Below are 14,237 nucleotides of genomic sequence, written 5' to 3'. Positions count from 1 at the left end.
TGTGTTAATTTTTTAAGCTAGAAGGTGTTGGCGCATCTTCTAGTTTTTCATTTCTACTGATTTTGTTTCATAATAGCTCGTTTTTTAATTTATGATTAGTTGATTGTTTTTTGTCAGTTTATATGTAAAGGGAGACGTTTCTGCCTCATTAATGATTTGCAATACGTGATTTAAATCTTCATTTACATCTAAGTATCCTGAGAATGTTTGGTTAGATAAATTGTCATCATTAATGATAATATCTACATTATAATATCTTGACAATTTTTTCATAATAGATTTTAAAGCGTCATTTTTAAATATAAAAACACCATCTCTCCACGAAAAATAAGTTTCTACCTCAACTGTTTTTGAATGCATAGTCTTATCTTTTTTATTATAAGCTGCTAATGTGTTTGGAGTTATTTTCAAGTGACTTTTAGAAGAAATTAGATTATCATTCTTATAATGTATTTGAACGCTTCCACTTTTAAGCACTGTGAATATAGAATCATCATCAGCGTAATTACTCACATTAAATACGGTACCTAATACCTCAATATCTTGATCTTTTGATTTCACTACAAACGGTTGTTTTTTATTGTGAGTCACTTCAAAAATAGCTTCACCTTCTAGATAGACTTCTCTCTTATCTTCGGAAAATGAAGCAGGAAACACTAATTTTGAACCAGAATTAAGCCAAACCTTACTTCCATCAGATAATACAATTTCTGAACGTTTACCATAAGGAACAATTAAGGTATTAAAGATAACTTGATTCGCTTTTGAAAGCTCTTGACTTATAGTTTTAGAATTTCCGAGTGAAACATTTTGACCATTATTAGAATATGTAATTGCGGAATCTTTTTCGGTTATTTCAACATCCTTTACATTATTTAAAATAAGCTTTACCTCATTTGAGTCACCTTGATCTTTTGTTGTATTAACAAATTTCTCTATTGGAGAAAAATCTTGTTTCATATAACTAAAAACACCTATTGAAAACAAGAGCACTATCGAAGCTGCAGCTAAGCTCATAGCATATTTTATACGACGCTTTTTTTGCTTGTGAACATGTATAGAGTTTGTGATTTTATGTTTTAATTGAGATTTCTCTTCTTTTGAGATCTCATTAAAATTCATGTTTAGAGAAGTATTGTCTTTCATTTGTCTTAAACCTTTGTGATTTGGAACACTGATTAAAATATAAAAACCCAATGGCCTTTATTATAATAAGTCAGATGTATAAAAAACATAGACAAAAAAATATGAGAAATTTTAATAAAAAATTTGAAGGACAGTGTACACTATAGATAACATGTTCTTTCTTAAAGCTTTAATCGCTCTATAAATAATAGTTCTGGAGGTTTGAACAGAGACATTCATGATTTTCGCAATGTCTTCATAATCCAATTCTTCGTTAAATCTTAAAAACAATCCTTGCCTCTGCTTTTTACTTAGCAAGTTTATTGATTTAGACAACCTATAAGTACGCTCATTTTTAATCTCATTAACAATAATTTCTTCTTCTACGGAAGCACTAAAATCTGATAATAAAAGAGGATTATCTTCAATAGATTCTATTTGAAACTTTCCTCTACCTTTCTTAAAAATTTGATTTTTTACTGAACGTAACAAATAAAATTTAACATGATTGGTATCTGCTAGTTTAGTTCTATACTTATAAAGGTTTAAAAACACATCATGAATACTATCTATAACCTCTGTTTTATTAGAGCTAAATTGAATACCATAACTAAATAAATCATCAATATAAAGGTCATACAACTTACCTAAAGCCTCAGTATTTCCATCTTTGAGTTTTGCCCATAAAAGAAGATCTTTATCTTTTTTAGATTTCAAAGTTATATAAGCTTTAGATTAATTAATATGAATAGTGAAAAATAGAATCCTATTTACTTTCAAATATATAAATAACAGCAGTCATTTGGAACATAATATAGAGATGAAACTAAGACACCTTGCTTATTAATAGTTAATGCTCATATAGAATGTTGCAGATTATAGAACAATCTGCATCTTTTGGTAACTTGAATTTGATATAAGGGTAAGAATTATAAATTGACTTCAGCTAGCCTATCTTTCAGAAGACAAATACAAATTAACATCTTGAGAAAAATCAATCCAATAGCTTGGATTGATTTTTTGGTTTTAAAAAGTTTCCTTGAATGCAAGCATTCGGAACTTTTTAAAACCAAAAAAGTCGAAACTTTCGTTTCGACTTTTCATCTGTACTGAAGACGGGACTTGAACCCGTACGTCCTAATGGACATTGGATTTTAAGTCCAACGTGTCTACCAATTCCACCACTTCAGCTTGGTATATTTTTTTAAGTTGTAGAGCGAAAGACGGGATTTGAACCCGCGACCTCCACCTTGGCAAGGTGATGCTCTACCCCTGAGCTACTTTCGCAGTATAGCAATTTTTTAAATGAACGTTTGTTGTAATTGCGAGGGCAAATTTAAGACTTTTCTAAGAAAAGCAAAGCCTTTTAATAAAAAAAATAAACTTTTTTTATGCACGCTTCTTTTTCAGCAACATACGTTTAATTTCATTGAGTTTCATAAGTGCTTCAACAGGTGTTAAAGTATCGATATCAATGTTGACAATCTCTTCCTTTATCTGCTCTAACAAAGGATCGTCTAAATTAAAGAAACTTAATTGCATCTCATCGTTTAAGGTTTTCACCTTATCGGTTAATTCTTCTGTGGAGTGAGATTTTTCTAATTGAGCGAGTATTTTATTTGCTCGATGAATCACTTGCTGAGGCATTCCTGCCATTTTAGCAACGTGAATTCCGAAAGAATGATTACTTCCGCCTGCAACCAATTTCCGAAGAAATAAGACATTATCTTTTAATTCTTTGACAGAGACATTGAAATTTTTGATGCGATCAAATGTTTCAGACATTTCATTTAGCTCATGATAATGCGTTGCAAATAATGTTTTTGCTTTACTTGGATGCTCATGAAGATATTCGCTAATTGCCCAAGCAATAGAAATCCCATCATAAGTACTTGTCCCACGACCAATTTCATCGAGTAGCACTAAACTTCTATCTGAGATATTATTCAAAATAGAAGCCGTTTCATTCATTTCAACCATAAACGTCGATTCTCCCATAGAGATATTATCGCTGGCTCCTACTCTTGTGAAAATTTTATCTGTTAGCCCAATAGTTGCAATTTCCGCAGGAACAAAACTTCCCATTTGCGCCAACAACACAATTAAAGCTGTTTGTCTCAAAATTGCTGATTTACCAGACATGTTTGGACCTGTAATCATTATAATTTGCTGCTCCTCTCTATCTAAATACACATCGTTGGCAATATAAGGCTCACCATGAGGTAACTGTTTTTCTATAACTGGATGTCTTCCGTTTTTAATATCTAATTCATAACCTTCGGTAAGTGTTGGTCTTGTATAATTATTCTCAATAGCAAGTTGTGCAAAACCAGTTAAACAATCGAGTTGCGCTATTAATGCCGAATTTTTTTGAACAGGCTGAATAAAATTAATAATCCAATTCACCAATTCCCCAAATAACTGTTGCTCAATTAATAAAATACGCTCTTCTGCGCCTAAAATTTTGGTTTCGTATTCTTTGAGTTCTTCTGTAATATAGCGTTCTGCGCTAACGAGTGTTTGTTTTCTAATCCACTCTTCGGGAACTTTATCTTTGTGCGTATGACGCACTTCTATATAATAACCAAATACGTTATTTGATGCTATTTTGAGTGAGGTTATTCCTGTACGTTCGCTTTCGCGCTCTAACATTTTATCGAGATAATCTTTTCCAGAAGCTGATAAACCTCGAAGCTCTTTTAATTCCGAAGAAAAATCAGATGAAATCGTATTCCCTTTTAAAATATTAACTGGAGCTTCTTCATTTAAAGTCGCTTTGATTCGTGTACGTAATTCTTCACAAGCATCTAATTGATCTCCCAAATGCTGCAAGGCTTTATTTTTAGTATTCAGCGCTAATGCTTTAATTGGCACAATAGCTTCTAATGCATTTTTAAGCTGAATGACTTCTCGAGGCGAAATTTTTACTGTAGCCACTTTTGAAATCAATCGCTCAATATCACCAATTTGCTTTAATTGCTGCTGAAATTTGCCCAACATCACAGCATCGCTTTTAACATACTCAACCACATCATGACGTTGATTTATCTGCGACATATTAACCAATGGCAATGCCAACCAACGTTTGAGTAATCGTCCACCCATTGGAGAAATCGTTTTATCAATCACATCTACAAGTGTCACTGCATTTTGATTGGTAGATTGATACAACTCTAAATTTTTAATCGTAAAACGATCCATCCAAACATGTTCGCCTTTTGTTAAGCGTTGAATAGATGTGATATGTTGTAATTTATGGTGCTGCGTTTCTCCTAAGTAATGTAAAATGGCTCCAGAGGCGACGATACCTTCATACAAATCTTCAATCCCAAAACCTTTGAGTGACTTTGTATTAAATTGTTTGAGTAAGGTTTCATTTGCATAATCATCCTGAAATACCCAATCCTCTAAATAAAAGGCATGAAAATCATTACCAAAAGCTTCATTATATTTTTTACGGTTGGGTTTTGATACCAACACTTCACTTGGTCTAAAATTTTGAAGGAGCTTATCTACATATTCACTGTTGCCTTGTGAGATAAAAAATTCTCCTGTTGAGACATCTAAAAATGACACACCAACACTGTTAAAAACGGTTCCGTTGGATTGTGAAGCAGAACTTGTTGACGGAAAATAAACGGCTGCTAAAAAATTATTGGTTTTAGAATGTAAAATATCATCATTAAGTGCCACCCCTGGAGTTACTAACTCTGTAACACCACGTTTTACAATGTTTTTAGTCAGTTTAGGATCTTCTAATTGATCGCAAATAGCAACACGCTCACCAGCCTTAACCAGCTTTGGTAAATAGGTGTTTAATGAATGATGCGGAAAACCAGCCAACTCAATTTCACTCTCGCTTCCTGCACCTCTTTTGGTTAAAATAATGTCTAAAATCTTAGAGGCTTTTACGGCATCCTGACCAAATGTTTCGTAGAAATCGCCCACTCTAAATAACAGTAATGCATCAGGATATTTTACCTTGATGGCATTATATTGTTTCATTAAAGGCGTTACTTTTTTTACTTTTTTAGCCAAGTTGCTTCTCTTTTAAATTATGAAGTGATTTAAGCCTTTTCCCATTCGATAAAAAACCGCTTTTTCACCCACTTTTTGTCTTTTTTTTATTTCCGTTGCGATGCTATGCAAATAAAGAAAGTCTTCAACTGGTCAAAAAATCAATAATTTTCACTTAAATGCTAAAAGTTTAAATCACTTCCTTGTATTTTTACTTCGGAAATTCTCAAAACCGTAAGATTGCTAAATTACTTATATTTTGATGTTTTCTGAAATGTGACACCTAGAAGTTATCTACAATTATTGGTAGATTTCAACAAAAATTGTCATTCCTACCTTCACAGGAATAACAGATTAAAAAAGATTACCGCTTTCGCGGAAACTAAAGATGAGAAAATTAAAAAATAGCGAGCTCGATAGATTAAATGTGGACGAATTTAAAGAAGCCACAAAAACACCTATCATTATTATACTTGATAATATTAGAAGTTTAAACAATATTGGATCAGTATTTAGAACAAGTGACGCGTTTTTGGTGGAGAAGATTTATCTCTGCGGAATTACAGCAACGCCTCCACACAACGACATTAGGAAAACCGCTTTAGGAAGTACCGAAACTGTAGATTGGGAATATGCTGAAAACACAATAGATGTTGTCAATAAACTAAAATCTAAAAACGTCAAAGTGATTTCTATTGAGCAAGCAGAACGAGCAACAATGCTTAACACGTTTCAACCTGAAGCTGATCAAAAATATGCACTAGTTTTTGGCAATGAAGTAAAAGGTGTGGCTCAAGACGTGGTTGATGCTAGTGATATCGTGATAGAAATCCCACAATTCGGGACGAAGCATTCGCTAAATATTTCTGTGAGTTGTGGTGTTGTGGTTTGGGATTTGTTTAGCAAGATGACTAAATAAAATTATAATTGTCATTCAGAGCAAAGCGAAGAATCTTTTGTTTTAAGAAGAAAGAGATTCTTCAGTCGTACCTCCTTCTGAATGACAGAACAACAAACTTTCATCTCTAGCTTCCAGTCTTCTAACTTTTTTCCTCTCCACAAATCTCACTCAAAACCCATAAATAATCTGCACGATTATTCACGAAATCTCGATCTGAAATATCGATGATTTTCACATTGAGTTCGCTTTGATTTTTTAAGAAGTCTAGATATCCTGAGTTGATTTTATCTAAATACTCGTCATCAATGTTTTTCTCGTAATCGCGTCCGCGTTTTTTAATGTTTTCTTGCAGTCGTTGTGTGTTTTGATACAAATAGACATACAATTCTGGTTTCGCGATGTCTTTATACATTAAATAGAAGAGTTTACGATAGAGTTTAAACTCATCTTCTGGCAATGTGATTTTTGAAAAAATTAATGATTTATAGATATCATAATCACTCACGATAAAATCCTTAAACAAATCTAACTGTGATAAATCGTCACTAATTTGTTGATAACGATCTGCCAAAAATGACATTTCTAAAGTAAACGCATAGCGTTTTGGCTCTTCGTAGAATTTTGGTAAAAAGGCATTATCTGCAAAACGTTCTAGTATGAGTTTTGCGTTAAAGTCGTTAGAAATTTGATGAGATAAACTCGTTTTTCCTGCACCAATGTTTCCTTCTATTGCGATATAATTATATTTTGAAAAGTCAAATTGCTTTGCTGGATTCTTTAACCAAATATTAATCGCTTCAACGTCGCTGTCATCTTCGCAAGCTTCTAAAAGCTCTACCACTGTTTTCTCTAATTGCGGATGTTTTAGTTTTGAAGCGATATCATGTAATGGTTTTAGAACAAATTTTCGTTTTTCAAGTTGCGCGTGTGGAATATTTAAAGTTTCCGAAGACATTATCTCGTCATCATAAAACAAGATATCTAAATCTATGGTTCGTGATTGGTAACCATCGGTTTGGTTACGTTCTCGACCTAATCGCTTTTCTATGATTTGGAGTTTTTCTAATACAACTTCTGCCGAAAAAACAGATTCGACATAAATACAGGTGTTCAAAAAATCATCACCTTCAAACCCAAAAGCTGGTGTATTATAAACTTTTGCGATGGTGTTCACCTTGCCTATTTCAGTAAAAATAGCATCTACAGCGTCTTGCAGATATTTCATTCTGTCGCCTTTATTGCTCCCAAGAGCGATGTAAATGTGGTGGATCGTATTCATATTGAATCATCAAATAAATGAAAACAAAATGGGATTAGCGTATATTTGCACCAAGTTTTTATTCACAATTTATGACCATAAAAGACAAACTTGCTGCTCAAAAAATCTATTTATTTCTTGCTGCACTGTTTATCACGTCTTTGGTGGTTTCTAATTTAATTTTTCAAAAGTTTTTTTATTGGTATCCTTTTGACATTGAAATTTTTGGATCTAAGTTATTTGAAATCTCTGTTGGGATTTTACCATATCCTATTACCTTTTTAATTACTGATTTAATTAGTGAGATTTATGGAAAGAAGCGAGCTAACCAAGTTGTAATTGCAGGAATTTTTGCTTCAGTCTTTTCGTTACTAATTATATTGGTGGCAGATAGCGTGCCTGCAATACCAAATTCTCCAGTACAGGATTCGTTGTTTACAAAAGTATTTGGCAACTCTATCATTGCTGTTTTTGCAAGTATGAGTGCTTATCTTTTTGCTCAATTTATAGATATTCAAGTGTATCATTTCTGGAAAAAGTTAACCAAAGGAAAACACTTATGGCTTAGAAATAATTTCTCGACTTGGTTTTCGCAATTTATTGATACTTTTTCTGTCGTGTTTTTATTATGTGCTTTTGAAATTTTACCATGGGAAAGTTTTAAGGGTTTATTAATTAGCGGATTTCTATTTAAAGTTATCGTCGCATTTCTAGACACGCCATTTTTATATTTAGGTGTGTATTTATTTAGAAAACGATTTAATTTAAAAATTAATGAAGAGATAGAATTAATCTAACACATCATTAATAATATGATATGGGTTAAAGTTTTATTAAACTTTTGTTTTAATTCGTCTTAAACTCTAATCTCGTCGTATATATACAACTAACGCTTCGGTTTTCTTCGGAAATTGAATCGAAATAACAAAATTTTACCGCTCATGCGGAACTTAATTATGACACGAGCACTTCAAAAATTGATATCGAACTGCAAGTGAACATTAAAAACAACCAAACTAACACATGAAAAAAGCATTTAAAATAATTGGTATTACTTTATTAATAATTCTAGCCTTATTGGTAGCTATTCCTTTTGCATTTCAAGGAAAAATAAAGGATATGGTTAAAAATTTGATGAATGAAAACCTTAACGCAAACGTAGAGTTTAGCGATGTAAGTTTAAGTTTCATTCGTAGTTTCCCACAAGCTCATGTAACCGTTGAAGATTTGGTGATTACCAATTTTAAGCCTTTTGAAGGTGAGACTTTTGTAACTGCAAAAAATATTGCTTTTGATATGTCTATTAAAGAAGTATTTAAAAATGCTAGTGACGATCCAATTGTAGTGAACTCCATTTCTATTGAAGAAGCACTATTAACTTTAAAAACCGATGCTCTAGGAAATAATAATTATGATATCACAAAAGAAAAAGAGAACGCGCAAGCCACAACAGATTCTTCTGCTGGATTTGCATTCGATATCAAAGATTATACTATCAGTAAAAGTGCATTAACCTATATAGATGAGATCTCTAACACTAAAATTTATGTGACAGAGCTAAATCATTCTGGGAATGGTACGTTTTCTGGAGAAGCATCACAACTCGATACTAAAACTGATGCTAATGTGAGCATGAGCATGGATAGCGTACAATATCTCAATCAGAATAAAATTAAATTAGATGCACTTATCGGGATGAACCTCAACGAGCAGAAATATACCTTCATGGAAAACAAAGGGTTTATCAATCAACTACCTCTTGTTTTTGATGGCTATGTGCAGATAATTGAAGGTGGTCAGGACATTGATATCACATTTGAAAATCCAGAATCATCGTTTAAAGATTTTCTTGCTGTGATTCCTGAAACGTATTCTAAAAACATTGAAAACGTTGAGACTTCGGGTGATTTTAAAGTTAAAGGTATTATAAAAGGGAATATTTCCGAAGAAACAATTCCAACATTAGACATTAATATTTCATCCAATAATGCTTCATTTAAATATCCAGATTTACCAAAACGTGTGAGTAACATCAACATTAACACCTCTATTAAAAACACAACTGGAAATATTGACGACACCTTTGTAGATCTTCAAACGCTCAATTTCAAAATTGATAATGATGTCTTTAAATCGAGTGCTATTATTAAAAATTTAACCAAAAACATGTTGGTGAATGCTAATATTGATGGAACTTTAAATCTTGCTAATTTGACAAAAGCGTATCCTATTGATTTTGATAAGGAATTAAGCGGAATTTTAAAAGCAAAACTCAATACTTCCTTTGATATGAATGCGATTGAGACCAATGCTTATGAGCGCATAAAAAATACTGGAAGCGCGAGTCTTAGTGACTTTATTTTTTCTTCGGAAGACATTGTTAACCCAATTCAAATTAATAAAGCAGATATGACATTCAATCCAGGAAACGTGTCTCTTAATAGTTTTGATGCTAAAACAGGAACAAGTGATTTTAGAGCTACTGGAACTATAAAAAACTTACTTGGATTTTTACTAAGTGATAAAAAACTACAAGGAAATTTTAATCTGGACTCCAACAAATTAGTTGTTAGTGATTTTATGGTTGAAGATGAAACTGCTTCGGAAACATCTAACAAAACAACGTCTGCTTCTCAATCTATGAAAATTCCAGATTTTCTAGATTGTACAATTAACGCAAAAGCAAATACAGTTATATATGACAATTTAACTTTAAAGGATGTTAATGGTACTTTATTAATTAAAGATCAAGAAGCTGATTTAAAAAATCTAACATCAAATCTATTTAATGGTGTTTTAGCATTAACTGGAAAAGTATCTACAAAAACTGACACACCAGTTTTTGACCTTAATATAGGAGCAGATGGTTTTGATATTGCGCAATCGTTTCAAAGTTTAGAATTATTGCAAAATATTGCACCAATTGCAAAAGCGCTTCAAGGAAAATTAAATACTGTTATTAAGTTACAAGGAACTTTAGGAAGCGATTTTACTCCTAATTTAAATTCGGTTTCTGGTGATGCCTTTGCTGAGTTATTAACTACTAGTATTAATGAGAACGAATCTTCTATTTTAAGTAAATTAGATGGTGCATTAAATTTCATAGATTTTAGCAAATTAGACCTGAAAGATTTAAAAGCCCATTTAGACTTCTCTAATGGTCAGGTTAACGTTAAACCATTTAACCTTAAATATAAAGACATCAATATCGTCGTTTCTGGAGGTCATGGATTTGATAAAACTTTAAAGTACAATGCGGTTTTTGAAGTGCCAGCTAAATATTTAGGTAGTGATGTCAACCAATTACTTGGTAAAATCAACGATCCAGAAGTAAATAAAATTACAATTCCTGTTACTGCAAACATTTCAGGGAATTATACAAGTCCGAAAATACAAACCGATTTAACAAGTGCTGTTTCAAACTTAACAAAGCAACTCATTGAGATTGAAAAGACAAAACTTATAAATAAAGGTAAAGATGAAATTACTAATATATTAGGCGGACTTTTAGGAGGTTCAAAAAATGAACCTACAAAAGACACTACTACTGTAAAAACAGATACCACTAAAACAGCAACTTCAAATACAGTTACAGAAGGTGTAAAAAATATTTTAGGAGGATTATTAAACAATAGAAAAAAGAAACAAGACTCAACTAAAAAACAGTGATTTTAAGTATTCACCAATATGAACATTAAATGTTGTAAGTCGACTTGTTCTTATTAAATTTAAATGCCTTGTTTATGAATTCCGTTGCGATATTATGAAATTCAATCTCAGCGTTTTTAAATTCATAAATAACGTCGTCTTTAATACGATATTTGACGCTCAAATTGGTGGTAAGTGTTAAATTACTCTTAAAAAATCGTCTTTTTTGGCTATTTTCCATAAGTAAGATAACATTTATTTGCTTTTGTCAAATTAAAAGTTACATTAGACTCTTGCAAACTTTTTAAAACAAGACAGAATATATGAGGCAATTAAAAATTACCAAGCAAGTTACTAACCGTGAATCGAAATCCCTAGATAAGTACCTACAAGACATTAGTAAACTCCCAATGATTACTGCTGAAGAAGAAGTTGAATTGGCTCAGCGTATTCGAGAAGGTGATCAAGTAGCACTTGATAAACTCACGACAGCTAACTTACGTTTCGTAGTATCTGTTGCTAAACAATATCAAAATCAAGGACTTACACTTCCAGATTTAATTAATGAAGGAAATGCAGGACTTGTTAAAGCTGCAAAGCGTTTTGATGAAACAAGAGGTTTTAAATTTATCTCTTATGCAGTTTGGTGGATTAGACAAGCAATTTTACAAGCTTTAGCAGAACAATCTCGAATAGTTAGATTACCTTTGAACAAAATTGGTTCTATAAACAAAATCAACAAAGCATTTTCGTTTTTAGAGCAAACGCATCAAAGACCTCCTAGTGCTCAAGAAATAGCACAAGAATTGGATATGACGGTTTCAGAAGTGAAACAATCTTTAAAGAATTCTGGGAGACATTTATCAATGGATGCACCTTTAAAAGAAGGTGAAACATCAAGTTTATATGATGTTGTCAAATCTGGTGAATCACCAAATCCTGACAATCAATTGATGAAAGAGTCTTTAAATGTTGAAATCAACAGAGCATTAGACACATTATCACAAAAAGAAAGTGATGTGATTCGTTTAAACTTTGGATTAAGTGATGAGCCACCAATGACATTAGATGAAATTGGAGCGACATTTGATTTAACTAGAGAGCGTGTTAGACAAATTAGAGAAAAAGGAATTAAGCGTTTACGTCAAGATTCAAAAAGTAAAATATTAAAAACGTATTTAGGATAGTCCTAAACCAATAATTACAAGTATTACAATGATCAAAATTTTAGTAAAAGAAGGAGAAAGCATTGAACGTGCTTTAAAACGTTACAAAAGAAAACACCGTAACGTAAAGACGATGCAAAACATACGTGAAGGACAGTTCTTCACAAAGCCATCGGTAAAAAGAAGACGTGAAATTCAAAAAGCTGGATATATCCAAAACTTGAGAGATCAAGAGGATATTTAGTAGTTTTTTAGCTTTATAATATATAAAAGGTGCATCTAAAATAGATGCGCCTTTTGTTGTTTTTTATTGGTTGTAAGTTTTTCCGCAGAAAACCTACCAACTCCACATGATAATGTTATATTTCTTAATAGGAGTTTTAGCAAGTTTTATTGGAGCCTTACCATTGGGAGCTTCTAATATAGCTGTCATAAACACAACCATAAAGCAAAGTGCAAAACAAGCTTTCAAAATTGCAATAGCAGCTGGTATCTCAGAAGTTGTATTGTCTTATTACGCGCTTCATTGCAATATGGTGGTAAGAGATTTTTTTGATCACAACATGTGGATTCAAATTGTAATCGTCATAATTTTAATGGCAGTAGGCAGTTTTTTAATCTTTAAGAAACAAAAAGAAAAATCTCCTAAAAAAAGTAAGCTCACTTCTTCAAAATATTTAACAGGTTTTCTTTTAGGGTTATTAAATCCACCTGTACTAATTTATTGGATTGTAGCTTTTGGCATTATCAAAAACAATAATTTAATGTTGTCATTAGACTCACCATTATTGGTGTTGTTTCTATTTTTCACAGGAGTTTACTTCGGAAAATTGCTCACATTATACCTTTACAGCAAATTTAGTATTGTCATCAAAAACAAAGTTCAAAATATAACTTTGATTATTAATAAAGTCACTGGAATTTTACTGTTAGTCATTGGAGTTGCTCAAGCCATTAAATTGAGTTTTTAAAATAAAACTAATTATCTATAATTTTCATTTTGACCAATTGGATGATCTTCATAAAAATCATCAAATGTTTTATCAGTAGCATAGTTATCTCTTAATACTTTATAGACCATAACTAAAACAAAAACTTGTCCAATACAAGTTAGATAAAAAACCCAACCCAGAGGCATATTCATTGCGACTGCAATTGTGATAGTAACTAATAGTAATGTGGTAAGTGCCACATAAAACATGACAGAAAACTTCATAGCATTTTTATTTACAAGATACTAAACAACAGCTACTTAAAAAGATATTACTCTTATAAAATTTAGTTAATATTTAAGAGATTGAGAACCTAACAACCAAACCTTCATTACTTCTTACATTAAAAACTCTCTCATCTTCAAAAATGAGGTATTGCCCTTTAATCCCAACTAGTTTTCCGGTATACTGTTTCTCTTTTTCAATATTGAGACTTTTTGGTTTCTCTGGATATTTAATAACTGGAAATTCAATATTTGTTTCCATATTAGACGCGATATAGTAATCTTGAGCTTCCGCAGGAATAAAAACTTTTAATTTTTCTCGCCATTCTACAAGATTTTCATCCACATTATCATTTTTGAGCATTTTGCGCCAATTGGTTTTATCTGCGACGTGATCTTTTAAAGCGACTTCTGTAATACCAGCAAGATAACGGTTTGGTACTTCTACAATTTCAATGGCTTCATGAGCACCTTGATCTATCCAACGTGTTGGCACTTGTCCTTTTCTCGTCACTCCTACTTTTATGTTGCTAGAATTTGCCAAATACACAATATGTGGCTGCAGTTGCACTTTCTTTTCGTAGTCTAAATCACGATCTTCAACATCTAAATGTGCAGTACTCAATTCTGGTCTCATAATCCAATCGCCAGCTTGAGGAATATCAAAAAAATCTTCTTTACAAAACCCTTGACGGTAAATAGGTTTATCTAATCCGCATTTTAAACATTGATGTTTTACAAACTCCATCGTAATGGTTTTTCCTAGTAACTGATTCATATTCAAGAAATCATTCTCTAAGATTAAATAATATTGAATAGGTTCTGCAAACTCAGTTTGCATCTTTGTTAAAACACCTTGATAAAACATATAAAAAAAAGTATTATTTTTAAAGCATAAAGATAGTT

Annotated in this window: 12 protein-coding genes and 2 tRNA genes; 6 read left to right on the top strand and 8 right to left on the bottom strand. The window is 31.9% G+C overall.

The window, feature by feature from the left end:
• Positions 1 to 84: 84 nt before the first annotated feature.
• The 5 genes from WNY78_RS12270 to mutS all read right to left on the bottom strand — a co-directional run bounded on the left by WNY78_RS12270 (position 85) and on the right by mutS (position 5,163).
• Positions 85 to 1,146 (bottom strand): FecR domain-containing protein, encoded by a 1,062-nt coding sequence (locus WNY78_RS12270; RefSeq protein ID WP_342873499.1) that lies wholly within the window; start codon positions 1,144 to 1,146, stop codon positions 85 to 87.
• Positions 1,147 to 1,257: 111 nt separating this feature from the next.
• A complete protein-coding gene (locus WNY78_RS12265; protein ID WP_342873498.1) occupies positions 1,258 to 1,842 on the bottom strand; it encodes a sigma-70 family RNA polymerase sigma factor in 585 nt (194 codons plus the stop codon).
• Positions 1,843 to 2,232: 390 nt separating this feature from the next.
• Positions 2,233 to 2,316: transfer RNA gene (locus WNY78_RS12260), tRNA-Leu, on the bottom strand.
• A gap of 24 nt (positions 2,317 to 2,340) precedes the next feature.
• Positions 2,341 to 2,412: transfer RNA gene (locus WNY78_RS12255), tRNA-Gly, on the bottom strand.
• A gap of 102 nt (positions 2,413 to 2,514) precedes the next feature.
• On the bottom strand, positions 2,515 to 5,163 hold the full coding sequence (gene mutS, locus WNY78_RS12250) for a DNA mismatch repair protein MutS (RefSeq protein WP_342873497.1): 2,649 nt from the start codon (positions 5,161 to 5,163) through the stop codon (positions 2,515 to 2,517).
• Between the two features lie 367 nt (positions 5,164 to 5,530).
• Here mutS and WNY78_RS12245 point away from each other — a divergent pair, with 367 nt between their 5' ends.
• Positions 5,531 to 6,061 carry an RNA methyltransferase gene (locus WNY78_RS12245; RefSeq protein WP_342873496.1) on the top strand — a complete coding sequence of 177 codons (531 nt, stop codon included), beginning with the start codon at positions 5,531 to 5,533 and terminating at the stop codon, positions 6,059 to 6,061.
• Between the two features lie 121 nt (positions 6,062 to 6,182).
• On the opposite strand, the gene folK is transcribed toward WNY78_RS12245, so the two are convergent.
• A complete protein-coding gene (folK, locus tag WNY78_RS12240; RefSeq protein WP_342873495.1) occupies positions 6,183 to 7,322 on the bottom strand; it encodes a 2-amino-4-hydroxy-6-hydroxymethyldihydropteridine diphosphokinase in 1,140 nt (379 codons plus the stop codon).
• 71 nt (positions 7,323 to 7,393) lie between these two features.
• On the opposite strand from folK, the gene WNY78_RS12235 reads away from it, so the two are divergent.
• From WNY78_RS12235 to WNY78_RS12215, 5 genes are all read left to right on the top strand, one after another.
• Positions 7,394 to 8,098: a queuosine precursor transporter gene (locus WNY78_RS12235; RefSeq protein ID WP_342873494.1), complete on the top strand. Its 705-nt coding sequence runs from the start codon at positions 7,394 to 7,396 to the stop codon at positions 8,096 to 8,098.
• A 226-nt stretch (positions 8,099 to 8,324) separates the two neighbouring features.
• Positions 8,325 to 10,970, top strand: a complete 2,646-nt coding sequence (locus tag WNY78_RS12230) for an AsmA-like C-terminal region-containing protein (RefSeq protein ID WP_342873493.1) — start codon at positions 8,325 to 8,327, stop codon at positions 10,968 to 10,970.
• 302 nt (positions 10,971 to 11,272) lie between these two features.
• Positions 11,273 to 12,136 carry an RNA polymerase sigma factor RpoD/SigA gene (locus WNY78_RS12225; RefSeq protein WP_194509439.1) on the top strand — a complete coding sequence of 288 codons (864 nt, stop codon included), beginning with the start codon at positions 11,273 to 11,275 and terminating at the stop codon, positions 12,134 to 12,136.
• A gap of 28 nt (positions 12,137 to 12,164) precedes the next feature.
• Positions 12,165 to 12,359, top strand: a complete 195-nt coding sequence (rpsU, locus tag WNY78_RS12220) for a 30S ribosomal protein S21 (protein WP_342873492.1) — start codon at positions 12,165 to 12,167, stop codon at positions 12,357 to 12,359.
• Between the two features lie 106 nt (positions 12,360 to 12,465).
• The gene (locus WNY78_RS12215; RefSeq protein ID WP_342873491.1) at positions 12,466 to 13,086 is read left to right on the top strand and encodes a LysE family transporter; all 621 of its coding nucleotides are present in this window, start codon (positions 12,466 to 12,468) and stop codon (positions 13,084 to 13,086) included.
• A gap of 11 nt (positions 13,087 to 13,097) precedes the next feature.
• On the opposite strand, the gene WNY78_RS12210 is transcribed toward WNY78_RS12215, so the two are convergent.
• Both WNY78_RS12210 and WNY78_RS12205 read right to left on the bottom strand, forming a co-directional pair.
• On the bottom strand, positions 13,098 to 13,331 hold the full coding sequence (locus WNY78_RS12210) for a hypothetical protein (protein ID WP_342873490.1): 234 nt from the start codon (positions 13,329 to 13,331) through the stop codon (positions 13,098 to 13,100).
• Positions 13,332 to 13,404: 73 nt separating this feature from the next.
• Positions 13,405 to 14,199 carry a DUF2797 domain-containing protein gene (locus WNY78_RS12205; RefSeq protein WP_342873489.1) on the bottom strand — a complete coding sequence of 265 codons (795 nt, stop codon included), beginning with the start codon at positions 14,197 to 14,199 and terminating at the stop codon, positions 13,405 to 13,407.
• Positions 14,200 to 14,237: the final 38 nt, after the last annotated feature.

The organism is Psychroserpens sp. AS72 (genome assembly GCF_038900375.1).
GTDB lineage: Bacteria > Bacteroidota > Bacteroidia > Flavobacteriales > Flavobacteriaceae > Psychroserpens.
Note: the sequence above shows the minus strand (reverse complement) of the source record. Positions and strands in the feature narration are given on the sequence as shown.